Genomic DNA, 26,929 nt, shown 5'->3' with positions numbered 1-26,929 from the left:
CGGTGGGGCTGGGCGGGGGCGTTGAGCGCCATGGATGGCGCGAAACGAGGCCCGCAGGAGCGGCTCTTGCCGTCCCCCGCACAGCCCCACCGCCCGGCCCAGACCAAGGCTGCTGCTTTGAAGCCACCCGCGAGGGGGTCCCACCCGTTCGACCACCCGAACGACGGGCAAAGAAAAAGCCGCTGGCGAACCAGCGGCTTCTTCAGAACAGCGTGAAGAAAGAAGTTATTACTTCTTGGCTTCTTCAGCAGCGTCCTTGGCCTGCTCGGCGGTGCCTTCGGCAGCCTTGGCAGTGTCAGCAGCTGCGTCGGCAGCAGCGTCGGTGGCGGCGCCAGCGGCGGCACCGGCAGCGTCGGCCGAAGCGTCAGCAGCGGTAGCGGCGGTGTCAGCAGCCTGCTGGGCAGCGTCGGCGGTGGCGGTGCCAGCGGCAGCAGCCTGGTCAGCAGCGGCCTGCGCTTCGGTGGCAGCTTCGTTGGCCGAAGCAGCGGCGTCCTGGGCAGCTTCCTGCTTCGAGCAGGCAGCCAGGGCCAGGGCCAGGGACATAGCAACCAGCAGCTTGTTGATGCTCATTTGGTGAATCCTCGTCGTCGTTAGATAGGCAACGCGCAGTTGCGCGCCGCCAACATGATGACAAGCCACGAATGGCTGTCAAGCGATCCCGCATTCAGTTTTGCGAAACGGGCGTTAAATCCAATCAAATCAATTCGATGGCGATGGCCGTTGCTTCACCACCGCCGATGCACAGCGTAGCGATGCCGCGCTTGCCACCGCGGCTGCGCAATGCGTGGACCAGGGTGACCACCAGACGCGCACCGGATGCGCCGATCGGATGACCCAGCGCGCAGGCGCCACCATTGACATTCAACTTGTCGTGGGCGATGCCCAGTTCACGCATCGGCGCCATGGCCACCACCGCGAATGCCTCGTTGACCTCGAACAGGTCGACATCGGCCAGCGTCCAGCCCGCCTTGTCCAGCAGTTTGTGGATCGCGCCGATCGGGGCGATGGTGAACCATTCCGGCTCCTGCGAGTGGGTGGCATGGGCAACGATGCGGGCCAACGGCTGCAGGCCGCGGGCGTTGGCATCGTCTTCGGACAACAGCACCACCGCAGCGGCACCATCGGAGATGCTGGAGGAACTGGCGGCGGTCACGCTGCCGTCTTTCTTGAACGCCGGACGCAGGGTCGGGATCTTGGCGATGTCGGCGCGGGTGGGCTGCTCGTCGACGGAAATTTCGACCTCGCCCTTGCGGCTGGCGACCTTCACCGCGACGATTTCATCGGCGAACGCGCCATTGGCCTGCGCGGCCTGGGCGCGCTTGACCGACTCGATCGCGTAGGCATCCTGCTCTTCGCGGCTGAACTGGTACTTGTCCACGGCGCACTCGGCGAACTCGCCCATCGCCTTGCCGTCGTAGGCATTGACCAGCCCGTCGTGGGCCATGTGGTCCACCGCCTGGAAGTTGCCGAAGCGGTTGCCGGTGCGCGAATTGGGCAGCAGGTGCGGCGCGTTGGACATGGATTCCATGCCACCGGCGACGACGATGCTGGCCGAACCGGCCTTGATCAGGTCATGCCCCAGCATGATCGCCTTCATGCCCGAACCGCACACCTTGTTCAGCGTGGTGGCGCCGGTGGACAGCGGCAGTCCGCCGGCGATGGCGGCCTGGCGGGCGGGCGCCTGGCCCAGGTTGGCCGGCAGCACGCAGCCCATGATGACTTCGGTAACGTCGCTGGCCGGCACGCCGGAGGCTTCAAGTGCGGCGGCGATCGCGGTCGCGCCCAGGGTCGGGGTGGGGACGCCGTTGAACTGGCCGAGGAAGGAGCCGATGGCAGTACGCTTGGCCGCGGCGATGACGATGTTGGACATGGCAATCTCGTTGTTGCGTGAGCAAATTCGGAAAAGGAGACGCGAGCCGTTGGAAGGCGACGCGAATCCCGGCAGACTGCGTGGGGGACGCCAGTATAGGCGGTGCCCCTGACTGCGGGTTGGCTGGCCCAGCGCCGGCATCCGGCGACTGCGGCACTCGATACCTTTCACGGGGATACAGGGATGAAACGGGTTCAACTGAATACGGCTACAGGGATGAAGACTGCGCTGGCCATGGCGCTGGCTGCGGCATTGAGCGCCTGCGGAGGTGGTGGCGGCGGGGGCAATGTCCGCGTCGAACCGCCCGCGCCGCCGCCGGTCACGCCACCGCCGGTGACCCCGCCTCCCGTTACGCCGCCCCCCGAAGCACCGCCGCAGCCGAGCAGGCAGGGCCATCTCACCGCGATCAACGCGCTGGGCACCGGGCTGACCGGGCAGGGCGTGCGTATCGGCGTGGTGGATTCAGGCGTCAACCGCACCCATCCGGCGCTGGCCGGTCGTGTGGTCGCCAACTACACCTATGTCGAACCGCGGGAAAACGACCTGGGACGCGATGACGTGGTCGGGCATGGCACCACCGTGTCGATGCTGGCCGCCGGCGGCGCCTACGCCGGCTCGCAGGTCGGCGTGGCGCCCGGCGCGGAGATCGTCTCGGCGCGGATCATCGCCGACAAGCGGCCCGTGGACGACGGCAGCGGCAATGGCAACCAGGTCAGTGGTGCGATCGGCCTGGCGCCGGTGCATCGCGACCTGGTCAATGCTGGTGTCAAGATCATGAACAACTCCTGGGGTGGCCTGTATTGGACCAACGCGGCGACCACTGCACAGATCGCCGAGGAGTACCGCCCGTTCATCACCAGCAACGGCGGACTGGTGGTGTTTGCCACCGGCAATGACGGCAGGTCCACCCCGTCGAACATGGCCGCGCTGCCGAGCCGCCCCGGTGTCGGCGGCAGCATGCCGGCGGCCGACCTGGTGCGCGGCTGGCTGGCGGTAACGGCCGTGGACACGGTCACCCCGACCCAGCTTGCCAGCTACGCCAATGCCTGCGGCGAAGCCGCCAGCTACTGCCTGGCCGCGCCCGGCACCGCGGTCTATCCGGATCCACAGGCAACCACGGCGACCGCAAGCTATTACTACGGCTGGGGCACGTCCTATGCGGCGCCGCTGGTCTCCGGCGCAGCGGCGCTGGTCTGGCAACGCTATCCGTATTTCAGCAACGACCTGGTCCGCCAGACCCTGCTGGGCACGGCAACGGACATCGGCGCTGCCGGCGTGGACCCGGTGTTCGGCAACGGGCTGCTCAATGTCGGCAAGGCCGTGAACGGTCCGGGGCGACTGGACTGGGGGGATGTCAGCGTCAACGTCAACCGGCTCGGGCTGGATTCGGTATGGAGCAACGATCTAAGTGGGGCCGGCGGCCTGGTCAAGCAGGGCGTGGGCGCGCTGGGCTTGTCGGGACGCAACACCTACAGCGGTGCCACGCGCATTGAACAGGGCACCCTGGCGTTGCGCGGCGGCGCTTCGATCACCTCCAGCGTCAGCACCGTCGCCCAGGCCGGCAGCCCGAGTGGCGCCGCGCTTCAGTTCATGAACGGCACCACCCGGGTGGTCGGCAACGTCGACAACGGCGCCAGCGTGGTGCTGACCAGCGCCAACGCCGATGCCACCATCGAAGGCAATTACCTCCAGCGCGACGGTGCCCAGCTGATGGTCGCGCTGGGCGTCAACGCATTGCAGGTCACCGGCACGGCGACCCTGCAGGGGGGTGGGGTGCTGGTCAATGGCGCGATTGCCGGTTATGTGCCGGCCGATGGCACGCGGCAGTCGTTGATCCGGGCACAGGGTGGGTTGTCCGGCCAGTTCAACACCGCTGCGGTGGGCCAGAACGGCGTGTCGCTGCTGGATTCTTCGTACGGCTATGACAGCACCACGGCATGGCTGGAACTGACCCGGGTCAGCGTGGTGGCCGCGGCCAGCGCGGCATCGCTGGATGCGCGCGCACTGGCATCGGCCGAGCGCGTGGAGCGCGCCTTCGAACGGCTCGACGGCAGTCCGGACCTGCAGGGCAGCGCGTTGGCCGATGTGGCCGGCGAGCTGCAGCGCACGCCCGGTGGCATCAGCGGGTTGTCGGCCAGCCTGGACAGCCTGTCCGGCAAGGCCCACGCCTTGGCCACCCAGGCCACCTTCGACAGCGTGGACATGAGCCGCCGTGCAGTGGCTGCGCGCTTCGGCGAGGTGCAGGCACGCCCGGCGCTGCGCGGTGCGTGGCAGCATGCGCTGGGCGAGGCAGGGCAGGGCAATTTCGCCGGCAATGGCGCGCAGACCCGGGGCTGGATGGTGGGCCATGAAAGCGCGTTGGGCGGCAATGGCGTGCTGGGCGTGGCCTTCGGCGAAGTGCGCAGCAACGCCAGTGGCAACGACAACGGCGGACTGGGGCGTGATCGCCAGGCACAGGCGCAGCTGTACGCCGGCTGGAGCGAGGGGCGTGGTTACCTGCTGGCGCAACTGGGTGCTGGACAGTTCCAGCGCCAGGTGGACCGGCAGCTGCTGCTCGGTGCGCAGGCGGTCGGTGCGGGCGCACGCTACGGCGGCCGCTTCGCCAGCGTCAGCGTGGAATCCGGGCTGCGCTTTGGCGGCCCGCGTATGGCGCTGACGCCGTACGTGGCGGCCAGCCAGGTGCAGGTGCGCTCGGACGGGTTCACCGAGCAGGGCGGGCTGGGCTTCGGCCTGCGCATGCAGGACAACCTGGCGCGGCGCAGCCTCGCCATGGCCGGTCTGCGTGCAGAGCGCCAGTGGCGGCGTTGGACCCTGCGCGGCTACTCCGAATGGCAGCAGGAGCTCTCCAGTGAGGGATTCGATGCGCAGGCCGGCTTCACCGGCGTCGAGGCGTGGGCCCCCTTGGTTTCAGGCGCACTACCGCCTGCGTCGGGCCTGCTCGGCGTGGCGCTGGAAGCTGGGGTGGGGCGTAGCGGCCGGGTGTCGTTCGGCTACGACCAGCGCTTCGGTGGCGGCCTTGATGTATCGCAGGCGGCGCTGAACTACAGCACCGGCTTCTGATTGTGAGGTAGCGCCGAGCCATGCTCGGCGGCTTTCCGGGTCGGCGCCGCGTTGTCCGATGAAAGGCGCCGCGCTTCGCGCTCGCCGAGCACGGCTCGGCGCTACCGGGCTTTCCGGTCAGCGCTAGCGGCGATCAGCCGGCGCGCAGGTCGCCCAGGCGCGGGGTGGCGCGTCCCATCGGCAGCTTGAGTCTGCCGATCGACTGGATGCGCGCTTCGGCAATGCGGTCGGCCGCGCGCTGCGGGGCAATGTTCTCGCGCTGGGACAGCGCAAAGATGCGGCCCAGGTTGTGATAGATGCTGCGGATCAGGCGCATCGCGCGTTCGCGGTTGTAGCCGTCGATTTCCAGCGAGACATTCATCACCCCACCTGCGTTCACCGCGTAATCCGGCGCGTACAGGATGCCGCGCGCGTGCAGTTCGTCGCCCACTTCCGGGTTGGCCAGCTGGTTGTTGGCGGTGCCGCAGATGATGCGTGCCTTCAGCCGCGGCAGCACGTCCAGGCTGATCGCACCCTCCAGCGCACACGGCGCGAACACATCGGCGTTGACCTCGTGGATCTCGTCCGGCTTCACCGCCTCGGCGCCGTACTCGGATACCGCGCGGTCCACCAGCGATGCATCCAGGTCGGTCACGTACAGCTTCGCACCGCGGTCGCGCAGCAGCTTCACCAGTTCCATGCCGATGTGGCCCAGCCCCTGCACGGCGATGCTGGTCTTGCCTACTTCTTCGTGCCCCAGCTTGGCCTGCAGCGAAGCCATCAGCGCCTGCAGCGCACCGTAGGCGGTGAACGGGGCCGGGTCACCGGAGCCGCCGTGAACCTGGTGGACGCCGGTGACGAACTGGCTTTCCAGGTAGATGTTTTCCATGTCGTTGACATCGGTGCCGACGTCCTCGGCAGTGATGTAACGACCGCCCAGCGCATCGACCTGGCGACCGAAGGCACGCAGCAGCACTTCGGTCTTGTCCGTGCGCGGGTCACCGATGATCACCGCCTTGCCACCGCCGACGTTCAGGCCGGCCAGTGCGTTCTTGTAGGTCATCGTGCGGCTGAGTCGCAGCACATCGGCCAGTGCCTCGTCGGTGCTTGCGTAAGGACGCATGCGGACGCCGCCCAGGGCCGGGCCCAGGGTGGTGCTGTGCAGGGCGATGATGGCCCGCAACCCGGCATCGGGGTTGTTGCAGAAAACGACCTGCTCGTGACCGGTAGTGGCGAGGGTTTCGAATAGCATGGCGACTCCGTTGGCGTGAACAGCAGCGAACCACTTCGAACAGGCCAGCAACGATAAGGGTGCAGAAACAAAAAAAGCGACGTCGTCAGTTCAGGGGACGGGCCGCGCGGCGCCATTCTAGTCCATTCCCCGGGGTGGTGTTGTGCACGTCCGGGCCCATTGCCAGGCGGGTGCCCGGGTTAAAGAACCCACCGTATCGGCCGATGCTGGATGCATGGCGGTGTCCGCCTGAACCCAAGGAACGGTGCGGTGGCAGTACAGCAATCCTACGCCCGCTTTGGCGGGCCATGCGGGGCGGGCCGATGAGCGCGACGGGCAGCAGGGGCTGGGCCGGGTGGTGGGGGCGGCTGTTCGGCCGTGCCGGGACGGGGCGCGCCACGCAGCGGCGCACGCGGTGCCGCGATGTCCTGGTGGCCGAAGCCGTTGCGCCGACCGGGGCGGTTGCCGCTGGCGAGGCCGATGCCGATGCCGAGGCGCGCCTGCATTCCGGCCTGTATGCGCTGGCCCTGCACCCGGCCCTTGATGGCGGCGCTGCCTGCAACGAGGCCCTGCTCGAAGCCACCCGGCAGGCGCTGCTGTCACGTGACTGGAGCGCGCGCCAGTTGCCGCGGCGGCCGCAGCTGCTGCCGCAGCTGATCCAGACCGTCAACGATCCGGAATCCTCCGCGCGGGCGACCGCGGCGATCATCGGCCAGGATCCGGTGCTGACCGGCAACCTGCTGCGCATCGCCAACAGCCCGGCTTTCCGCATGCAGGAGCGGCCGGTGGACAGCCTGCAGCGGGCCATCACGCTGGTCGGCACCGAAGGCATCCGGCAGATCATCAGCGCGGTGCTGGTGCAGCCGGTCATGCACCTGCAGTGCAGTGAGTTCCCGCAGTTCAGCACGATCATCTGGGAGCATGCGCTGCTGTCCTCGCGCGCGGCGGCCGACCACGCACGTACGGTCAGCCAGCAGGATCCGTTCGCCGCACAGTGGCTGGGGCTCACCCAGGGCCTGGGCGCCGCGCTGGTGATGAAACAGCTGCTGCAGGAAGCGCAGACGCTGCAGGTGCCGCTGGACTACCCCACCGCCGAGGCGGTGCTGCGGCAGTGGACGCTGCCGGTCGCCCAGCGCGTGGCTGCGGCGTGGGAGCTGCCCGCGCCGGTGCACGAAGCGCTTGAGCAAACCAATGCCGACAGCCCGCTGCCACGCACCCTGCGCTTCGCTCGCGCGGCGGCGGCGGCCAGCCTGTTGGCCCGGCATGGGCACATCGGCAAGAGCCAGGGGTTGGCCTGGCTGGAGCATCTGCCCGGCACCCCGCCGCATGCCCTGCTGTGGATCTGGCGGCGCCTGCACGGGCGGCCGGTTGAAACCCTCGCCGACGAACACGACGGCGAGGGCTGAGCGGGATCAGAGCTGCGATTCCAGCGGCAGCCAGCTGATCACCCGGGCACTGGTGCGCAGGCGCACGCTGCTGTCCGGTTCGGTGTCGACCCAATGCGGCGGTGGATCCCGTTCCAGCCAGCGCACCCGGTCCTGTGCGTCCAATGCGAGCCACCAGCTCTGTTCCGGACTGGACAGCCGCAGGTATTCGGCCGTCAGCTGGGCCGCCAGCACCGGGTCGTCGAAGATCACGCCCATTTCCGTGTTGAGGTAGGCCGAGCGCGGATCCAGGTTGAAGGAGCCGACGAAGCCGTGCCGGTCATCCAGCACGAAGGCCTTGGTATGCAGGCTGGCGCCGCTGCTGCCGAACAGACCGGAACTGGTCGCCTTGCCATGTGCCTTCAGTTCGTACAGCTGCACGCCGGCCTGCAGCAGCGGCACCCGGTAGGTCATGTAGCCCCCGTGCACGGCGACCACGTCGTTGGCGGCCAGGGAGTTGGTGACCACCCCGACCTGCACGCCGCGTTCGCTCAGCCGGGACAGTCCATCCAGCCCCTCGTTGCCGGGCACGAAGTACGGCGATATCAGCAGGGCCTTGTGCTGCGACGCCGTCAGCATCTGGACCAGGTCGCTGACCAGCCAGTTCTGCGGATCATCGCGGCGATGCTTCATGGGCGGATCGGAAACGATGCGCACGTTCCTGCTCCAGTGCAGCGGCGCTGCGCTGGCCCGTGCGCGTGGACGCGACTTCGCCACTTCCTGCAGGTACGGCCTGGCCGATTCCAGCCGTGCTTCATTGTCCGATTCGCGCATCAGCAGGCGCAGCTGCTGGCGGGTGTGGTAGGCCAGCGCGGCAATGGGCACGGCTGCTTCGCTGTTCCAGTAAGCGTCGAACACGGTGTTGGCCTGGCCGACGGCTTCACCGGCCACCAGCAGGTCCAGGTCGCGGAAGTTCACGTCCGGGCGCGCGCTGAAGTATTCCTCGCCGATATTGCGGCCACCAACGATGGCGACCCGCCCATCGGCGATCCAGCTCTTGTTGTGCATGCGGTGGTTGACCGAGAAGAACCGCTGCACCATCTCCAGCATGCGCCACGGCCCATTGCGGTTGCGGAACGGGTTGTAGAGGCGGATTTCGATGTTGGGATGGGTATCGAGCGCCATCATCAGCGCGTCCTTGTCCTGCGCGTTCATGTCGTCGAGCAGGATCCGCACGCGCACGCCGCGCTCGGCGGCGTCGTGCAGGGCACGCGCCATCAGGTGGCCGATCAGGTCGTCCTTCCACATGTAGTACTGCAGGTCCAGGCTGCGTTCGGCGCGTTCGGTGATGACCGCGCGCGCAGCGAAGGCATCCAGCCCATCGGACAGGAAGGCCACGCCGGATGCCCCGGGATGCGCCGCCTGCAGCGCGCTTACCTCGCGGTCGATGCGGGTCTGCGTGGGGTGCACCGGCAGCACGTGCGATGTTTCTCCACGCGCCTGCGGGGTCAGATGGTCGGCCAGCAACAGGCCGGACAGCACCAGCAATACCAGCAGCGCAAGCACGATGGCCAGGCCGCGCAGCAGCCGGCGCCACAGGGGAAGGGGTTTACTCATGCACCGATCCTAACCGCCAGGCCGGTGCACGCGCAGTGCACTGCTCAGAAACGCTCGTCACTGCCCAGATAACGCCAGCTGGCCGGGGCCAGCTTGCCCAGCGAGACACGCCCGATGCGCAGGCGGCGGATGCCGACCACCTGCATCGAGGCACCGGCGCAGGCTTCGCGCAGCATGCGCGGATGCAGGCCCTTGCCGGCAAAGCGCAGCCGCTGTTCGCTCTGCCAGCTGATCTTGCAGCCGGGGATGGTGCGTCCGTTCTCTTTCAGGCCGGTCTGCAGCCGGGCCACGTCCCACATCGCGCGCTCGCCCTGGATATCCACCAGGAACTCCTGTTCGGTGCGCGCAAGCTGCTGCTGCAGGTGGGCGATGATCAGCGGGTCCTGGCTGACCACCACCAGGCCACTGTCCGAAGCGGGCAGCGCGGCGGCCAGCTGCAGGCCGTGGAAGTGGCGCTGCAGCGGACGGATGCTGCCCAGGTCCAGCGGGCTCTGCGATTCCGGGGTGACCATCGCGCTGAGCGTATGCGCGGCCGCATCGACCGGCTTGGCCAGCAGCATGGTCACGCGCTCGGTTTTCTCATCGCGCGCGGCCGGGTCCATCTCCACCGTCTCGGTGGTGACCTGCGCCTGCGGCTGTTCCACCACCTGTCCATCCACGCGCACCCAGCCGCCTTCGATGTAGCGGCGGGCTTCGCCACGGGGGCAGCCGAGCAGTTCGGCCAGGCGTTTGTCGAGACGGGTGGAGAGCATGGGGCAGGGAACCTCTAGGGGGCGCGCAGTGTACCTGCCACGGCGTTTGGTTGCTTCAGCCGCCGCGGTGGGCCAGTTCAGTCAGGAACAGCCGGGTGTCGAATTCGAGCTGCATGTAGTCCGGTTCCATATGCTGGCACAGTTGGTAGAAGGCCTTGTTGTGGTCGGCTTCCTTCAGGTGCGCCAGTTCATGCACCACGATCATCCTCAGGAAGGCCGCCGGTGCCTGCCGGAAGACGCTGGCCACGCGGATCTCGCGGCTGGCCTTCAGGCGTCCGCCGTGCATGCGCGACACCGCGGTGTGCAGGCCCAGCGCGTGTTTCACCACTTCCAGCTTGTTGTCGTAGCAGACCTTGTTCAGGTGCACCGACTGGCGCAGGTAGCGGTCCTTGAGCTGCTGGGTGTAGTCATACAGCTGGCGGTCGCTGCGTACCTCATGCGCCTCGGGATAGCGCCGCTGCAGCAGGGCGCCAAGGCGGTCTTCGGCGAGCAGCTGGCGCACCTGCTCCTGCAGGGGTTCGGGATAGCCGGTCAGGTATTTCAGGGAGGGCATGGTGCCGCTGGGGCTCCGGTATCATGGACGTCCCTAAGATAGACCAGTTGCAGGCAGGACCATGGCAAAGCCGAACGCGCTGCAGGAACAATTGCTCAAGGCCGGGTTGGCCAAGAAGGCGCAGGCCAGTGCCGCGGCCCGCGAGCAGGCCAAGGCCCGCCAGGGCAAGGCGCCGGATGCATCGGCGGAGATCCAGCGCGAGGCCGAGCGCGTGCGGCTGGAGAAGGTCGAGCGTGACCGCGCCATCGCCGCCGAACGCAATGCGCAGCTGCGTGCCACCGAGGGCCGCGCGCAGGCGCGGCAGATCGTGCAGGCGCATGCGGTTCCGCACGCGGGCGAGAGCGAGTACCGCTTCACCCACGGCGAGGTGATCCGCACGCTGCTGATCGATGCCAAGCTGCGCAAGGCGCTGTCGGCCGGTGCGCTGGTGATCGTGGCGGCGGGCGAAGGTTACGCGTTGTTGCCACGCGCGGCGGCGGAAAAGGTGCGCGAGCGCGCCCCGGAACTGATTGCGGTCGACCACGGCCAGGCGGGGGAGAGCGCGGTCGCCTCCACCGGCAATGCTGAAGACGATGCGTATTACGCGCAGTTCCAGATTCCGGACGATCTGGTCTGGTAAAGGGTTTTTCTGCGCTGGCGCGCGGCGTTGAAGCGACGTCAACGTCAACGTCAACAGCTGCAGGGCCGTTGGTTGGGCGGGGCGGGGTGGGTTTGCGGGAATCGCCGTGAATCCATCCCTGGAGGCTCGCCATCCGCATCCATGCAGATGAGCGTTCCCGCCAACCCACCCCGCCCCACCTTCGACAGGTCCATGGTGGCCATGGAACCTTCGGTAGCGCCGACCCATGGTCGGCGGATGGTGGGGGGAATGGGATCTGATGATTTCCGCCGAGCATGGCTCGGCGCTACCAGAGCGCCCGTGTGGTGTCGGGTGGAGGGAGCCCCTGAGTCAGGGGCGGCCGCGAAGCGGCGGGGTGTGGGTGTTGGTGAGACGGGGCCCGCGGTTTGCGCAGCAAAGCGTGGGAGCGGCAGCGCGAATGCGATGACGTGTACCCGCGCCATGGATGGCGCGAAACGAGGCCCGCATGGATGCAGCTTCTGCCGTCCCCCGACCAGTCCCACCGCCCGGCCCCAACCACACGTAGCGAGCTGTAAGCAGCCACCCGCGAGGGGGGTCCCACCCGTTCGACCGATCCCTCAATACCCCGCCGCCTGCCCATCCTTGCGGCTCTCGGATGCGCCGTAGTACACGCCCGTTTCCGGATCGCGAAGAATCGCCTGGTAGCCGCCATACGGACCGTCGGCGAACACCACGCGATGGCCCTTGCGCATCAGCGCGCGGATCGTGTCATACGCAAACCCGGTTTCCAGGTTGACCTCCCCGCCGTCGCTCATCGCCGTGGCCTGGCCGGTCGGCTCGGTCGACCCCTCGTGCTGGATGCGCGGCGCATCACCGGCTTCCTGCAGGTTCATGCCGAAGTCCACCAGGTTCATCACGATCTGCGCATGCCCCTGCGGCTGCATCGCCCCGCCCATCACGCCGAAGCTCGCATACGGCTTGCCGTCCTTGGTGATGAAGCCGGGGATGATGGTCTGGAACGGACGCTTGCCCGGCGCATAACCGTTCGGGTGGCCCTTCTGCAGCACGAACATCTCACCACGATCCTGCAGGATGAAACCGAGTCCCGGGGGCGCCATGCCACTGCCCATGCCGCGGTAGTTGGACTGGATCAGCGACACCATCATGCCGTCGGCATCGGCGACGGTCATGTAGATCGTATCGCCCTCTTCCAGCTGCTTCGGCGTGCCCGGCTGCACTTCCTTCAGTGCCTTATCCATCGAAATCAACGCACGGCGCTCGGCCGCATACTCCTTCGAAATCAGCTTGGCCACCGGCGCGGCCGGCTGGAACGCCATGTCCGCATAGAAGCGCGCGCGGTCGGCGAAGGCCAGCTTCTTGGCTTCCACGAACAGGTGCACGTGCTCGGCCGAGCCGAAGGGAATCTTCGAGAAATCGTAGCCTTCCAGCACGTTGAGGATCTGCAGCGCGGCGATGCCCTGGCTGTTGGGCGGCAGCTCCCACACGTCGTAACCGCGGTAGTTGCTGCTCACCGGATCGACCCATTCGCCATGGTGGGCGGCCATGTCATCGAAGCTCAGGTAGCCGCCGTTGGCCTTGAAGTAGCTGCCGATGGTGCGCGCGATATCGCCCTTGTAGAACGCGTCGCGGCCGCCATCGGCGATCTGCTGCAGCGTGTTGGCCAGGTTCGGGTTCTTCCACAGCTCGCCCTTGCGCGGGGCGTGGCCGTTGATCGTGAACTGTTCCTTGAAACCGGGATACTGCGACAGGCGCGGCACCGAGCGATCCCAGTAATACGCGATGACCTCGGCCACCGGATGGCCTTCGCGTGCGTAGCGGATGGCCGGCGCCAGGTTGTCGGCCATCGGCTTGCGGCCGAAACGCTCGTGCAGGGCGAACCAGCCATCGACCGCACCAGGCACCGACACCGGCAGCGGACCGGTGGCCGGGATTTCCTTCAGCCCGCGGCGTTGGAACTCGGCCAGGGTGAGCGATCGCGGCGAGCGGCCGGAGCCGTTGTAGCCATGCAGCTGCTGGGTTTTCGGATCCCATACGATGGCGAACAGGTCGCCGCCGATGCCATTGCCGGTGGGTTCCATCAGCCCCAGTGCCGCGTTGGCGGCGATTGCGGCATCGACCGCGCTGCCGCCGTTTTTCATTACGTCCAGCGCGATCTGGGTAGCCAGCGGCTGCGACGTCGCCGCCATCGCATGCGGTGCGATCACTTCCGAACGGGTGGCAAAGCCGTGGCCGGTCACGCGATCAGCGGCGAGGGCAAGCGCGGGCAGCGTCGCCAGCAGGGCAGCGGCCAGCAGGCAGCGGGTCAGTCGTCGGGTCACGTCGGGGAGTTCCTGGAAAGGGATATCGCGATAGTCGCCTGTCTGCGCGTTGCCGGGTATCCGGCATAGGTCATGGACGTGCCGCGCGGGCTCGCCCGCGACTGCGCGAATGGCGCCAACGGCTCGCTACGCAGCGCAGCGCGGTGCTGGTTTCATGCGCAACAATGCTGGTGGCACAAGGCTTCCGCGTGGATTCAGTGGCAACCAATCCGCATCCGTCGACAAGGGTTGACACACCTTGGCCCGCATGTTTTCCTCGGACCCATGTTGCAGCGCCACACGCCACCGCCAACGAACTTCGAGCCCGCCGCCATCGGCGCCGGCTCGCTGCGTTCGCTCCTCGTACTCGTACTTATTAGCCAGCCCACCGGAGCGGGACGAGCCAGCGTGTAAGCAACAGACACACAGGTACTCGATCAAAACCCGCACCGGTCCCGGCGCGGGTTTTTTCGTTTCAGAACATGGCAACACCCTTCCTCCTCACCCGACCCCTCTGCAAGGAACCACCACGATGAGCACCAACGACCTGCCCCAGACCAAGATCGCTGTCGTCGGCTACGGCAGCCAGGGCCGCGCGCACGCACTGAACCTGCGTGAATCCGGCTTCGACGTGGTGGTGGGCCTGCGGCCCGGCGGCCCGACCGAAGTCAAGGCCCAGGCCGATGGCTTCACCGTCAAGGCACCGGCCGAGGCAGTGAAGGATGCCGACCTGGTCGCCGTGCTGACCCCGGACATGGTGCAGAAGAAGCTGTACGAAGACGTGCTGGCACCGAACATGAAACAGGGCGCGGTGCTGCTGTTCGCGCACGGCCTGAACGTCCACTTCGACATGATCACCCCGCGCGACGACCTGGACGTGGTGCTGGTCGCGCCGAAGGGCCCGGGCGCGCTGGTCCGCCGCGAATACGAAATCGGCCGCGGCGTGCCGTGCATCTGGGCCGTGCACCAGGACAAGAGCGGAAACGCCGCCAAGCATGCGCTGGCCTATGCCACCGGCCTGGGCGGCGCGCGTGCCAACCTGATCCAGACCACGTTCAAGGAAGAGACCGAAACCGATCTGTTCGGCGAACAGGCAGTGCTGTGCGGCGGCGCCTCGGCGCTGGTGCAGGCCGGTTTCGAAACGCTGGTGGAAGCCGGTTACCAGCCGGAAATCGCGTACTACGAAGTGCTGCACGAACTGAAGCTGATCGTGGACCTGTTCTACGAAGGCGGCATCTCGCGGATGCTGGAGTTCATCTCTGAAACCGCGCAGTACGGGGACTACGTCAGCGGCCCGCGGGTCATCGACGCCGGCACCAAGGAGCGCATGAAGGAGGTCCTGAAGGACATCCAGGACGGTACGTTCACCAAGAACTGGGTTGCCGAGTACGAAGCGGGGCTGCCGAACTACAACAAGTTCAAGCAGGCCGACCTGGACCACCCGATCGAGAAGGTAGGCAAGGAGCTGCGCGCCAAGATGGTCTGGCTGCAAGGCCAGGCTGCGTAATCCACGCAGCCCTCCCCCACCCGCTCTGCAAGGTTCCCCATGAACATCCCCGCACAACGCAGCGCGCCGCCCAACGGCGCGCGCTGGCTGACCCAGGCACTGGAGGCCGAAGGCGTGCAGACGCTGTTCGGCTATCCAGGCGGTACGATCATGCCGTTCTACGACGCCCTGGTGGATTCGCGGTTGAAGCACGTGCTGGTGCGCCACGAGCAGGGCGCCGCGTTGGCTGCCAACGGCTTTGCGCGTGCCAGTGGCCGGGTCGGCGTGTGCATCGCCACTTCCGGCCCGGGCGCTTCCAACCTGGTCACCGGCATCGCCGATGCGATGCTGGATTCGGTGCCGATGGTCTGCATCACCGGCCAGGTCGCCACGCCGTTGCTGGGTACCGATGCGTTCCAGGAACTGGACGTGTTCGGACTGACCCTGCCGATCGTCAAGCACAGCTGGCTGGTGCGCAGCGTGGATGACCTGCCGCGCGTGGTCGCCGAGGCGTTCCGCATCGCGCGCGAAGGCCGCCCCGGCCCGGTGCTGATCGATCTGCCCAAGGATGTCCAGGTCGCCGATGCCAGCCATCTGCCGGCCCATGTCCCGGCCACGGTGGAGGCACCGCCTGCGCCGACCGGGCAGGCCATCGCTGATGCCATCGCCGCCATTGCAGGCGCGGAAAAGCCGGTGATCTACGCCGGCGGCGGCATCGCACTGGGTGACGCCGTCGATGCGCTGCGCGATTTCGCCGCGGCCAGCGGCATACCCACCGTGCTGACCCTGCGTGGACTGGGAGCACTGCCGGCAGGACACCCGCAATCGCTGGGCATGCTGGGCATGCATGGCACCCGCGCGGCCAACATGGCCGTGCAGGAAGCCGACCTGCTGCTGGTGCTGGGCGCGCGCTTCGATGACCGCGCCACCGGCAAGCTGACCGAGTTCGCGCCCTTCGCGCGCGTTGTGCACATCGATGCCGACGCCTATGAAATCTCTAAGCTGCGTACCGCCGACGTCGCCGTCCCCGGCAATGTGGCCCAGGCCATCCGCGCCCTGCACGCCGCGTTCCCGGCACCGCCGGCCACCCAGTCCGCCTGGCGCAACCGCTGCGCGCAGCACCGCGAGAAGTTCATCGCCCGCTACGACGCACCGGGCAAGCACATCTACGCGCCCGCGCTGCTGAAGCGACTGAGCGAGTTGGCGCCGGCCGATGCGGTGATCGCCTGTGACGTCGGCCAGCACCAGATGTGGGTGGCCCAGCACTGCCGCTTCAACCACCCGCGCAACCACCTGACCAGCGGCGCGCTGGGCACGATGGGCTTCGGCCTGCCGGCGGCAATGGGCGCGCAGTTCGCCTGCCCCGAGCGCACCGTGGTGCTGGTCTCCGGTGATGGCAGCTTCATGATGAACGTGCAGGAGCTGACCACCATCGCGCGCTGTCGCCTGCCGGTGAAGATCGTGCTGCTGGACAACAGCTCGCTGGGCATGGTCCGGCAGTGGCAGGAACTGTTCTTTGCCGAGCGCTACAGCGAGATCGACCTGTCCGACAACCCGGACTTCGTCGCACTGGCCAAGGTGTTCGGCATTGCCGCCACCCGCATCGACGCGCGTGACGAGGTGGAAGGTGGGCTGGCGGCGCTGCTGGCCGAACCCGGCCCGGCGCTGCTGCACGTGGCCATCGATGCGCGCGCCAATGTGTGGCCGCTGGTGCCGCCCAACACCGCCAACAGCACGATGCTGGAAGCCAACCCCGCCCATGTCAGCCAGGAGGCTCCCAATGCAATACCGGCTTGACCTGGTGCTGCATCCGGCCGAAGGCGCGCTGCTGCGCGTGATCGGCATGGCCGAGCGACGCGGCTTCGCCCCGCGCGCCATCCACGGTGCACCCGATGCCGATGACCAGGGCCGTTGGCACCTGCAGCTGGTGGTGGACGGTACCCGTCCGCCGGAAACCCTGTGCCGGCAGATCGAAAAAATCTACGACTGCGTATCGGTGCAGGTGACCGAACTGCAGGGAGCAGCCGCATGAACGCCCGTACCGTGCAAGCGGTGCCGGCACGGAGGCGTCTTCTTCGGCGCCCGTCGTCGTGGCCGTGCGCACAACGCGTGGTCCACCATGCCTGCCGCTGACCGCGCCGGCACCGAACCTGACGTAGGCGATGTAACCGTCGCCGACGTGCTGGCCGCGCAGGCCCGCCTGCGCCGCTTCCTGCCGCCCACGCCGCTGCATCACGCCGAACGCTTCGGCACCTGGCTGAAGCTGGAAAACCTGCAGCGTACCGGCTCCTATAAGGTCCGCGGCGCGCTGAATGCACTGCTGGCCGGCCGCGAGCGCGGCGACCTGCGTCCGATCATCTGCGCCTCTGCCGGCAACCACGCCCAGGGCGTGGCTTGGGCAGCACATCGGCTGGGCGTGCAGGCGATCACCGTCATGCCGCACGGCGCGCCGGCCAACAAGATCGCCGGCGTCGCCCACTGGGGCGCCACCGTGCGCCAGCATGGCGAGAGCTACGACGACGCCTGGGCCTTCGCGGTGGAACTGGCCCAGCGCCATGACTACCGCTTCCTGTCGGCCTTCGACGATGCCGATGTCATCGCCGGCCAGGGCACGGTCGGCATCGAACTGGCGCCGCATTCGCCGGACGTCGTGATCGTGCCCATCGGCGGCGGCGGCCTGGCTTCCGGTGTCGCCCTGGCGCTGAAATCGCAGGGCGTGCGCATCGTCGGCGCGCAGGTCGAAGGGGTGGACTCGATGGCCCGCGCCATCCGCGGCGACGTCCGTCCGATCGCCCCGGTGCCCTCGCTGGCCGACGGCGTGCGGGTGAAGATCCCCGGCTTCCTGACCCGCCGCCTGTGCACCTCGCTGCTGGACGACGTGGTGATCGTGCGCGAAGCGGAGCTGCGTGAGACGCTGGTGCGGCTGGCGCTGGAAGAAAACCTGATCGCCGAAGGCGCCGGCGCGCTGGCGCTGGCCGCCGGTCGCCGGGTCGCCGGACGCCGCAAGTTCGCGGTCGTCTCCGGCGGCAACATCGATGCTTCGGTGCTTGCCGGCCTGCTCACCGACGTGCGCCCACGCGCCCCGCGCAAACCGCGCCGGCGCCGCCCCGAAACCCTGCGAACGCCCGCCGTGGCGGTCGCACCGCCCGCCTTGAAACCTGCTTCTTCCCCTTCCCACCTGCACGCCGCACTGCCCGCTGTCGAGGAGACTTCCCCATGACCACGCCGACCATCGAACGAATTACCCCGCCGCGCATCCGCATCTTCGACACCACCCTGCGCGATGGCGAACAGTCGCCCGGCTGCAGCATGAGCCCGCAGCAGAAGCTGGTCATGGCGCGTGCGCTGGACGAGCTGGGCGTGGACGTGATCGAAACCGGATTCCCGGCCAGCTCCCAATCCGACCGCGAGGCGATGACGATGATCGGCCGCGAAGTACAGCGCCCGATCCTGGCGGTGCTGTCGCGCTGCCTGGCCGGCGACATCGAAACCTCGGCGCGCTCGCTGGACGCAGCCGCGCACCCGCGCCTGCACGTATTCCTGTCCACCAGCCCGCTGCACCGCGAGCACAAGCTGCGCATGAGCCGCGAGCAGGTGCTGGAATCGGTGCACAAGCACGTCGCGCTGGCGCGTTCGTACATTGATGACGTCGAGTTTTCCGCCGAGGACGCCACCCGCACCGAACTGGACTACCTGATCGAAGTGTCACGCGTGGCGATCGCCGCCGGCGCCACCACCATCAACCTGCCGGACACGGTCGGCTTCACCACGCCGGAGGAAATCCGCGCGATGTTCCAGCAGGTCATCGCCGGCGTCGCCGATGTCAGCGGTGCCGGGCAGGTGATCTTCAGCGCGCACTGCCACAACGACCTGGGCCTGGCCGTGGCCAATTCGCTGGCCGCCATCGAAGGCGGCGCCCGCCAGGTCGAATGCACCGTCAACGGCATCGGCGAGCGCGCCGGCAACTGCTCGCTGGAAGAGATCGCCATGGTGTTGAAGGTGCGCCAGGCCTTCTACGAGCAGGATACATCCATCAACACCCCGCGCATCGTCGGCACCTCGCAGCTGCTGCAGCGGCTGGTCGGCATGCCGGTACAGCGCAACAAGGCAATCGTCGGTGCGAACGCCTTCGCCCATGAATCCGGCATCCACCAGCACGGCATGCTGCGGCACCGCGGCACCTACGAAATCATGCGCCCGGAAGACGTGGGCTGGGAGGACTCGCAGATGGTGCTGGGCCGCCACAGCGGCCGCGCCGCGGTCGAGGCGCGCCTGCGCGCACTGGGCTTCTGGCTGGAAGAAGAAGAACTGAAAATGGTGTTTGAGCAGTTCAAGTCGCTGTGCGAGCAGCAGCGCGTGGTCACCGATGCGGACCTGCAGACCCTGATGCAGGGCGGCGCCAGCACCCCGGGCTACCGTCTGGCCTCGATGACCATCAGCGATGTCGGCAGCCGTGCCAATGCACTGGTCGAACTGTCCGATCCGGATGGCAACCGGGTGGCCGAAACCGCACAGGGCGATGGCCCGGTGGATGCGCTGTTCGGTGCCCTGTCTTCGGCCACCGGCGTCAGCCTGCAGTTGGACAGCTACCAGGTGCACAGCGTAGGCATCGGCGCGGACGCACGCGGCGAGGCCAACCTGAGCGTCCGCAGTGGCGAGGACGTCTTCGAAGGCACCGGCACCAGCCGCGACATCATCGAGGCCTCGGCCTTGGCTTGGCTGGACGTCGCCAACCGCCTGCTGCGCCAGCGCGAAGCCACTGCCGCCCCTGACACCGCCGCTGCGGCCGCCCACGCCTGAGGATTCCAGCATGAGCGCTTTCACCTCCGTCGGCATCGACGCCGGCCAGGCCTGGAATGCCCAGGATTACGCCATCGACGCCGGCTTCGTGCCGGTGCTGGGCAGCGCGATCGCGCGCCTGCTCGATGCGCGCCGGGGTGAACGGGTCCTCGACCTCGGCTGTGGCGACGGCGTGCTCAGCACCGAACTGGCACTGACCGGCGCGCAGGTGATCGGCGTGGACGCCTCGCCCGAGCTGGTGATCGCCGCGCGCGCACGCGGGGTCGATGCGCAGGTCATGGACGGCCATGCGCTGGCCTTCGATGGCGAATTCGATGCAGTGTTCAGCAACGCCGCGCTGCACTGGATGCGCGAGCCGGACCGCGTACTGGCCGGTGTGCGGCGTGCATTGAAACCCGGCGGACGCCTGGTCGCCGAGTTCGGTGGCGATGGCAACGTCGCCGCCATCGTCGGTGCCGTGCAGGCCGCCCGCGTGGCGCACGGCCACGGCGAAAGCGCGTTCAACTGGTACTTCCCCACCGTGGAAGCGTACAGCGATCGCCTGCGCCAGCATGGCTTCCACGTGCAGTTCGCCGAGCGCGTGGAGCGCCCCACGCCGCTGCCCACCGGCATCGCAGGTTGGCTGCGGGTGTTCGCCGCGCCGTTGCTGGCCGACCTGGACAGCGCGACTGCCTGCCGCACGCGTGATGCCGCCGAAGCACTGCTGGCCGACCTGCCACGTGATGCGTTGGGGCTGCCGCTCGCCGACCATGTGCGGCTGCGCGTGCTTGCACGTCGCCGCTGAGTGTTGACCCCGTCCCGATTACCCCTGATGTTCTTCATCGCACCTTCCTGCCAGGCCATCGCATGACCCCCGCACCCAGCACTCTGTACGACAAACTGTGGGACGCCCACGTGGTCGTCCCCGAATCCGACAGCGCGCCCGCCGTGCTGTACATCGACCTGCACCTGATCCACGAAGTGACTTCGCCACAGGCCTTCACCGAGCTGCGCGAACGCGGCCTGTCGCCGCGCCGTCCGGACCGCACCAAGGGCACCATGGACCATTCCACGCCGACGCTGCCCGCGCGCGCCGATGGCTCCCTGCCCTATGCCAGCGCGGCCTCCGAAGCCCAAGTGGCGATGCTGGCCAGCAACTGCGCCGAGTACGGCGTGGAACTGTTCGACATGGCCTCGGCCGACCGCGGCATCGTGCATGTCATCGCTCCGGAACAGGGCTTCACCCTGCCCGGCATGACCATCGTCTGCGGCGACAGCCATACCTCCACCCATGGTGCGTTCGGTTCGCTGGCGTTCGGCATCGGCACCAGTGAAGTCGGCCATGTGCTGGCCACCCAGTGCCTGCTGCAGCGCAAGGCGAAGACCATGGCGATCACCGTGGACGGCGCGCTGCCGGCCGGCGTCGGCGCCAAGGACGTGGTGCTGCACATCATCGGCGTGATCGGAGTCAACGGCGGCACCGGCCATGTGCTGGAGTTCCGCGGCAGCACCATCGCGGCGATGGACATGGAGCAGCGCATGACCCTGTGCAACATGTCCATCGAAGCCGGTGCTCGCGCCGGCATGGTGGCCCCGGACCAGGTCACCTTCGACTGGGTGGCCGCCACCCCGCGCGGGCCGAAGGGCGCCGACTTCGATGCCGCCGTGGCGCGCTGGTCGCAGCTGCGCAGCGATGACGGTGCGCGCTTCGATGCAGAGGTTTCGATCAACGCGGCCGACATCCGTCCGACCCTGACCTGGGGCACCCATCCGGGTACCGCGATCGCTGTGGACGCGCCGATCCCGGCGGCCAACGATGCCGCTGCACAGAAGGGCCTGGACTACATGCAGCTGCATGCCGGCGACACCCTGCAGGGGACGCCGGTGGACGTGGTGTTCGTGGGATCCTGCACCAATGGGCGGCTGAGTGACATGCGTGAAGTCGCCCAGGTGCTGCGTGGCCGGCAGGTGGCCGATCACGTGCGCATGCTGGTGGTACCGGGCTCGGAAATCGTCAAGCGCCAGGCTGAGGCCGAAGGCATCGATGCCATCGTGCGCGCCGCCGGTGCCGAATGGCGCGAGCCCGGCTGCTCGATGTGCATTGCGATGAACGGCGATCTGGTGGCACCGGGCCAGCTGGCGGTGAGCACCAGCAACCGCAACTTCGAGGGCCGCCAGGGCCCGGGCTCTCGCACCTTGCTGGCCTCGCCGATGACCGCCGCGTGGGCGGCCGTCAATGGCCGCGTCGCCGATACCCGCGACCTGTTCAACCAGGAGGTGGCCTGATGAGCGGCTTCCGCACCCTGGCGTCGGCCAGCGTGGTGTTGCGCCAGACCAACATCGACACCGACCAGATCATCCCGGCGCGTTTCCTGTCCACCACCGAACGTGCCGGCCTGGGCCGCAACGCGTTCAACGACTGGCGCTGGACCGCCGAGGGCACGCCCAATGCCGATTTCGCCTTCAACCAGCCGCATAACGCCGGCCGCAGCATCCTGCTGGCGGGCCGCAACTTCGGCTGCGGCTCCTCGCGCGAACACGCGCCATGGGCACTGACCGACCTCGGCCTGCGCGCCATCGTCAGCAGTGAGATCGCCGATATCTTCCGTGGCAATTCGCTGAAGAACGGCCTGCTGCCGGTAGTGCTCGACGAGGCCGACGTACAGGCGCTGATGCAGCGCCCGGATGACGTGCTTACCCTGGACATCGCCGCGCGCGAGCTGCGCACGCCCGATGGCCGCGTCTACACTTTCCCGCTGGATGGTTTTTCGCAGACCTGCCTGCTGGAAGGTGTCGACCAGCTGGGTTACCTGCTGGGCCGCGTCCCCGAGATCGAACGTTACGAGAACGAACATGCACGCTGAGATCGTCGTACTGCCCGGTGATGGCATCGGCCCGGAAGTGGCCGCCGCCGCCGTGGCCGTGCTGGAAGCCGTCGCCACCCGCTTCAACCACACCTTCAACTTCAACGAACATGACATCGGCGGCATCGCCATCGACCGCCATGGCGAACCGCTGCCGGCCAGCACGCTGGACGCCTGCCGGGCGGCGGACGCGATCCTGCTGGGCGCGGTGGGCGGCCCGAAGTGGTCCGACCCGAATGCGAAGGTACGTCCGGAACAGGGTCTGCTGGCGATCCGCCGCGCACTCGGCCTGTACGCCAACCTGCGCCCGGTGCGCACCCATGAAGCGGCGCTGGGCGCCTCGCCGATCAAGGCCGAACTGCTGCGCGGCGTCGACTTCGTGGTGGTGCGCGAACTGACCGGTGGCATCTACTTCGGCGAAAAGACCCGCACTGCCGCCACCGCCAGTGACCTGTGCAGTTACAGCGTGGTGGAAATCGAGCGGGTGCTGCGCAGCGCCTTCCAGCTGGCCCGGCAGCGCCGTGGCAGAGTCACCTCGGTGGACAAGGCCAACGTACTGGAAACCTCGCGGCTGTGGCGCGACGTTGCCACCCGGCTGGGCCGCGAGGAGTTCGCCGACGTGGCGCTGGAGCACCAGCTGGTCGATTCGATGGCCATGCACCTGCTGGCCAAGCCACGCGAGTACGATGTCATCGTGACCGAGAACATGTTCGGCGACATCCTGACCGACGAAGCCTCGATGCTGGCCGGATCACTCGGCCTGCTGCCCTCCGCCTCGCTGGGAGAACCCGGTGCGGTCGGCATCTACGAGCCGATCCACGGTTCGGCACCGGACATTGCCGGCAAGGGTATCGCCAATCCCTACGCGACGATCTTCAGCGCGGCGATGCTGCTGCGCCATTCGTTGGGCCTGGAAGCCGAAGCCGCGGCGGTTGAAGCGGCCGTGCATGCGGCGCTGGATGCGGGTGTGTTCACTGCGGATCTCGCTGCCGCCGGCAGCGCGGTGTCCACCACGCAGGCCACTGCCGCAGTGCTCGAACACCTGCAGGGGTAAGGGCAACCGTCCGCCAACGGTCCGCTGCGCTCGCCGACCATGGGTCGGCGCTACCGCTTCTCTTTTTTTTTCATACGCGGCGGGCGGCCACGGAACCTGTCGGGCGCCGGGCGGTGGGGCTGGGCGGGGGCGTTGAGCGCCATGGATGGCGCGAAACGAGGCACGCATGGATGCAGCCTTTGCCGTCCCCCGACCAGCCCCACCGCCCGGCGCCAACCAGCCAGCGTGCTCCAAGCAGCCCCCCGCGAGGGGGCTCAGCCCGTTCGACCCACCTCACCTGGCCGCACCCGGAACCACGCCGCATACAACGCCGGCAGGAACACCAGCGTCAGCACCGTCCCCACGATCAACCCGCCCATGATCGAGATCGCCATCGACCCGTAGAACGCGCTGCGCGACAGCGGAATCATCGCCAGCACCGCCGCCAGTGCGGTCAGCACGATCGGACGGAAGCGCCGCACGGTGGCATCCAGGATCGCGTCCCAGCGGTCATGTCCGGCATCGATGTCCTGCTGGATCTGGTCGATCAGGATCACCGAATTGCGCATGATCATGCCGGCCAGCGCGATCGTGCCCAACAGGGCGACGAAGCCGAACGGCGACCGGAACAGCAGCAGGAACAGGGTGGCGCCGATGATGCCCAACGGCGCGGTGACCAGCACCATCGCCGTGCGCGAGAAGCTGCGCAGCTGCAGCATCAGCAGCGTCGCCACCACCACCAGGAACAGCGGCATGCCGGCCTTGATCGAATCCTGGCCGCGCGCGGAATCCTCCACCGTTCCGCCGGTTTCCAGCAGGTAACCGCTGGGCAGCTGCGCGCGGATGCCTTCCAGCGTCGGCAGCAGCTGCTGCACCACGTCCAGCGGCTGCATGCCATCGCCGATATCGGCACGCACGGTCACCGTCGGCAGGCGGTCGCGGTGCCAGATGATGCCATCTTCGAAACCATGCTCCAGCGTGGCCACCTGGGACATGCTGATGCTGCCACCGGAAGGCGTGGGCATCTGCAGGCTGCCCAGCAGTTCCAGGCTCAGCCGCTCATCGTCCGCGCCCCGCACCACCATCTCGATCTGCCGGTTGCCTTCGCGGTACACGCTGGTCGTCTCGCCGGCCAGCGAACTGGCCACGAAGTTGCTGACCTGGGCGCTGGTGACCCCAAGCACGCGGGCACGGTCCTGGTCGATCACCAGCCGCACCACCTTGCTGGGTTCGCTCCAGTCCAGGTTGACGTTGATGGTGTGCGGGTTGGCGCGCACCTTTTCTTCCACCTGGCGGGCCAGCGCCTGCACCTGCGCGATGTGTTCGCCGGAAATGCGGAACTGCACCGGATAGCCTACCGGCGGCCCGTTCTCCAGCCGGGTCACGCGCATCTGCACGTCCGGGAAGGCGGGCACCACCTCGCGCTGCAGCCAGTCACGCACGGCTTCACGTGCCTGCGTGTCATTGGCCAGTACCACGAACTGGGCAAAGTTGGTTGCCGGCAGCTGCTGGTCCAGCGGCAGGTAGAAGCGCGGCGAGCCGGTGCCGACGTAGGCCACGTAGTTGCGGATGCCATCGCGGCCCGCCAGCAGCGTCTCCAGCTTGGCAACCTGGTCGCGGGTGGCATTCAGCGACGCGCCTTCGGCCAGTTCGATGTCCACCATCAGCTCCGGCCGCGTGGAGTCCGGGAAGAACTGCTGCGGGACGAAACGGAACAGGAGCAGCGAGCCGATGAACAACAGGATGGTCGCGGCGATCACCCACCAGCGATGGCGCAGGCATCCTTCCAGGAAGCGCCGGAAGCGCACGTAGAACGGGCGCTGGTACGGATCGTGCTCGTGCCCATGCACCGGTGGCGCGAGCAGGTTGGCCAATGCCGGAAAGCGGTCCGCCCACGCCTGCCGCCGGGCATGCCAGCGACCCAGCAGGCTGCCCGGTCTGGGCGGCTGCCGGTTGTACAGGTCCGGCAGCATCTTGTCGCCGAGGTAGGGGATGAACAGCACCGCCGCGATCCAGGACACCACCAGTGCGATGGTCACCACCTGGAACAGCGAACGGGTGTACTCACCGGTACTGGAGGCCGCGGTGGCGATCGGCAGGAAGCCGGCTGCGGTGATCAGCGTGCCGGTCAGCATGGGGAAAGCGGTGGATTCCCAGGCGAAGCTGGCCGCGCGCAGGCGATCGTAGCCCTGCTCCATCTTGGTGGCCATCATTTCCACCGCGATGATCGCATCGTCCACCAGCAGGCCCAGCGCCAGCACCAGTGCGCCGAGCGATATCTTGTGCAGGCCGATGCCGAAGTAGTGCATGACGAAGAAGGTCATCGCCAGCACCAGCGGGATGGTCACCCCGACCACCAGCCCGGTGCGCAGGCCCAGCGAGAAGAAGCTCACCAGCAGCACGATGACCACCGCTTCGGTGAGCACCTGCACGAACTCGCCGACGGATTCATCCACCGCCTGCGGCTGGTCGGACACCTTGCGCAGCTGCATGCCGGCCGGCAGCGTCTTCTGCAGCCGTTCGAACTCCGCATCCAGGTGCGTGCCCAGCGCCAGGATGTCACCGCCGTCCTTCATCGCCACCGCCAGGCCGATCGCATCCTCGCCCATGAAGCGCATCTTCGGCGAGGCCGGATCAGCGAAGCCACGGTGCACGTGCGCGATGTCACCCAGGTGCACGGTACGCTGGCCGACGCGGATCGGGAACGCGCGGATGTCCTCGATGCTGTTGAACTGGCCACTGACGCGCAGCTGCACGCGATCGCTGGCGGTTTCCAGGAAGCTGGTATTGGCCACTCCGTTCTGCTCGGCCACGGCCTGCTGCACTTCCTGTCGCGAGATGCGCAGCGAAGTCAGCTTGGTGTTGGACAGTTCGATGAAGACTTTTTCATCCTGCAGGCCGACCAGCTCCACCTTGCCCACGTCCGGCACCCGCTGCAGTTCCAGCTGGATGCGATCGGCGTAATCGCGCATCAGCGCATAGTCGAAACCCTTGCCGGTCAGCGCGTAGATGTTGCCGAAGGTATCGCCGAACTCATCGTTGAAGAACGGCCCGACGATTTCCCGCGGCAGCGTGGCCTGGATGTCGCCGACCCGCTTGCGCACCTGGTACCAGAGCTCCGGGATCTGCTTCGAACGCAGGTCGTCGCGCGCCATGAAGATGACCTGCGATTCGCCCGGCCGCGAGTAGGACCGGATGAACTCGAACTCGCCGGTGTTCATCAGCGCCTTCTCGATCGGCTCGGTCACCTGCCGCGACACCTGCTCGGCGGTTGCACCCGGCCACAGCGTGCGCACCACCATCGCCTTGAAGGTGAAGGGAGGGTCTTCGGATTGGCCGAGGTGCTTGTACGACCATGCGCCGATCAGGGCAAAGGCGAGCATGGCGAACAACACCAGCGGACGATTGGCCAGCGCCCACTCGGAAAGATTGAAACGGCGCAC

At 67.7% G+C, this 26,929-nt stretch carries 20 protein-coding genes; 12 read left to right on the top strand and 8 right to left on the bottom strand.

The features are described 5' to 3' along the window. Positions 1-228: 228 nt before the first annotated feature. Both ACI2JH_RS16520 and ACI2JH_RS16515 read right to left on the bottom strand, forming a co-directional pair. Positions 229-570, bottom strand: coding sequence for a hypothetical protein (locus ACI2JH_RS16520; protein ID WP_042614545.1), 342 nt, complete (start codon positions 568-570; stop codon positions 229-231). Positions 571-694: 124 nt separating this feature from the next. After that, on the bottom strand, positions 695-1,870 hold the full coding sequence (locus ACI2JH_RS16515; protein WP_404736738.1) for a thiolase family protein: 1,176 nt from the start codon (positions 1,868-1,870) through the stop codon (positions 695-697). Positions 1,871-2,086: 216 nt separating this feature from the next. Here ACI2JH_RS16515 and ACI2JH_RS16510 point away from each other — a divergent pair, with 216 nt between their 5' ends. Then, positions 2,087-4,930 carry a S8 family serine peptidase gene (locus ACI2JH_RS16510; RefSeq protein WP_404736737.1) on the top strand — a complete coding sequence of 948 codons (2,844 nt, stop codon included), beginning with the start codon at positions 2,087-2,089 and terminating at the stop codon, positions 4,928-4,930. A gap of 133 nt (positions 4,931-5,063) precedes the next feature. On the opposite strand, the gene ACI2JH_RS16505 is transcribed toward ACI2JH_RS16510, so the two are convergent. Beyond that, the gene (locus ACI2JH_RS16505; protein WP_101100366.1) at positions 5,064-6,161 is read right to left on the bottom strand and encodes a Glu/Leu/Phe/Val dehydrogenase; all 1,098 of its coding nucleotides are present in this window, start codon (positions 6,159-6,161) and stop codon (positions 5,064-5,066) included. 302 nt (positions 6,162-6,463) lie between these two features. Here ACI2JH_RS16505 and ACI2JH_RS16500 point away from each other — a divergent pair, with 302 nt between their 5' ends. After that, the gene (locus ACI2JH_RS16500; protein ID WP_404736736.1) at positions 6,464-7,546 is read left to right on the top strand and encodes an HDOD domain-containing protein; all 1,083 of its coding nucleotides are present in this window, start codon (positions 6,464-6,466) and stop codon (positions 7,544-7,546) included. Positions 7,547-7,552: 6 nt separating this feature from the next. Here the strand turns inward: ACI2JH_RS16500 and ACI2JH_RS16495 are convergent, their stop codons facing one another. Genes ACI2JH_RS16495 through ACI2JH_RS16485 form a run of 3 tightly spaced genes read right to left on the bottom strand, consistent with a single transcriptional unit; the run spans position 7,553 to position 10,426 of the window. After that, complete coding sequence (locus ACI2JH_RS16495; RefSeq protein ID WP_182657719.1) at positions 7,553-9,121, bottom strand: phospholipase D family protein; 1,569 nt, start codon at positions 9,119-9,121, stop codon at positions 7,553-7,555. A 44-nt stretch (positions 9,122-9,165) separates the two neighbouring features. After that, on the bottom strand, positions 9,166-9,873 hold the full coding sequence (locus ACI2JH_RS16490) for an RNA pseudouridine synthase (RefSeq protein ID WP_404736735.1): 708 nt from the start codon (positions 9,871-9,873) through the stop codon (positions 9,166-9,168). Between the two features lie 55 nt (positions 9,874-9,928). Further along, complete coding sequence (locus tag ACI2JH_RS16485) at positions 9,929-10,426, bottom strand: M48 family metallopeptidase (RefSeq protein ID WP_404736734.1); 498 nt, start codon at positions 10,424-10,426, stop codon at positions 9,929-9,931. A gap of 61 nt (positions 10,427-10,487) precedes the next feature. On the opposite strand from ACI2JH_RS16485, the gene ACI2JH_RS16480 reads away from it, so the two are divergent. Next, the gene (locus ACI2JH_RS16480; RefSeq protein WP_404736733.1) at positions 10,488-11,045 is read left to right on the top strand and encodes a DUF2058 domain-containing protein; all 558 of its coding nucleotides are present in this window, start codon (positions 10,488-10,490) and stop codon (positions 11,043-11,045) included. 578 nt (positions 11,046-11,623) lie between these two features. On the opposite strand, the gene ggt is transcribed toward ACI2JH_RS16480, so the two are convergent. Then, positions 11,624-13,333 (bottom strand): gamma-glutamyltransferase, encoded by a 1,710-nt coding sequence (gene ggt / locus ACI2JH_RS16475; protein ID WP_182657575.1) that lies wholly within the window; start codon positions 13,331-13,333, stop codon positions 11,624-11,626. A gap of 523 nt (positions 13,334-13,856) precedes the next feature. Here ggt and ilvC point away from each other — a divergent pair. The 9 genes from ilvC to leuB all read left to right on the top strand — a co-directional run bounded on the left by ilvC (position 13,857) and on the right by leuB (position 23,507). After that, complete coding sequence (gene ilvC / locus ACI2JH_RS16470; protein WP_101099004.1) at positions 13,857-14,831, top strand: ketol-acid reductoisomerase; 975 nt, start codon at positions 13,857-13,859, stop codon at positions 14,829-14,831. A gap of 39 nt (positions 14,832-14,870) precedes the next feature. Continuing rightward, complete coding sequence (ilvG, locus tag ACI2JH_RS16465) at positions 14,871-16,607, top strand: acetolactate synthase 2 catalytic subunit (protein WP_349998325.1); 1,737 nt, start codon at positions 14,871-14,873, stop codon at positions 16,605-16,607. Beyond that, positions 16,591-16,842: an ACT domain-containing protein gene (locus ACI2JH_RS16460; RefSeq protein ID WP_101099002.1), complete on the top strand. Its 252-nt coding sequence runs from the start codon at positions 16,591-16,593 to the stop codon at positions 16,840-16,842. The genes ilvG and ACI2JH_RS16460 overlap by 17 nt, the downstream gene beginning before the upstream one ends. Positions 16,843-16,929: 87 nt before the next feature. Next, complete coding sequence (locus tag ACI2JH_RS16455) at positions 16,930-18,030, top strand: threonine dehydratase (RefSeq protein ID WP_101099001.1); 1,101 nt, start codon at positions 16,930-16,932, stop codon at positions 18,028-18,030. Continuing rightward, positions 18,027-19,610 carry a 2-isopropylmalate synthase gene (locus ACI2JH_RS16450; RefSeq protein WP_404736732.1) on the top strand — a complete coding sequence of 528 codons (1,584 nt, stop codon included), beginning with the start codon at positions 18,027-18,029 and terminating at the stop codon, positions 19,608-19,610. The genes ACI2JH_RS16455 and ACI2JH_RS16450 overlap by 4 nt, the downstream gene beginning before the upstream one ends. A 10-nt stretch (positions 19,611-19,620) precedes the next feature. Next, on the top strand, positions 19,621-20,394 hold the full coding sequence (locus ACI2JH_RS16445) for a class I SAM-dependent methyltransferase (protein WP_404736731.1): 774 nt from the start codon (positions 19,621-19,623) through the stop codon (positions 20,392-20,394). 62 nt (positions 20,395-20,456) lie between these two features. Further along, positions 20,457-21,875 (top strand): 3-isopropylmalate dehydratase large subunit, encoded by a 1,419-nt coding sequence (gene leuC / locus ACI2JH_RS16440; RefSeq protein ID WP_404736730.1) that lies wholly within the window; start codon positions 20,457-20,459, stop codon positions 21,873-21,875. Next, positions 21,875-22,453 carry a 3-isopropylmalate dehydratase small subunit gene (gene leuD, locus ACI2JH_RS16435; RefSeq protein ID WP_404736729.1) on the top strand — a complete coding sequence of 193 codons (579 nt, stop codon included), beginning with the start codon at positions 21,875-21,877 and terminating at the stop codon, positions 22,451-22,453. The genes leuC and leuD overlap by 1 nt, the downstream gene beginning before the upstream one ends. Then, positions 22,443-23,507, top strand: coding sequence for a 3-isopropylmalate dehydrogenase (leuB, locus tag ACI2JH_RS16430; RefSeq protein ID WP_404736728.1), 1,065 nt, complete (start codon positions 22,443-22,445; stop codon positions 23,505-23,507). The genes leuD and leuB overlap by 11 nt, the downstream gene beginning before the upstream one ends. A gap of 254 nt (positions 23,508-23,761) precedes the next feature. On the opposite strand, the gene ACI2JH_RS16425 is transcribed toward leuB, so the two are convergent. Beyond that, a complete protein-coding gene (locus tag ACI2JH_RS16425) occupies positions 23,762-26,929 on the bottom strand; it encodes an efflux RND transporter permease subunit (RefSeq protein ID WP_404736727.1) in 3,168 nt (1,055 codons plus the stop codon).

It is taken from the genome of Stenotrophomonas sp. NPDC078853, from assembly GCF_044901215.1.
Lineage (GTDB): Bacteria > Pseudomonadota > Gammaproteobacteria > Xanthomonadales > Xanthomonadaceae > Stenotrophomonas > Stenotrophomonas lacuserhaii.
The sequence above is the reverse complement of the archived record's forward strand: the minus strand, read 5'-3'. Positions and strand labels throughout refer to the sequence as shown.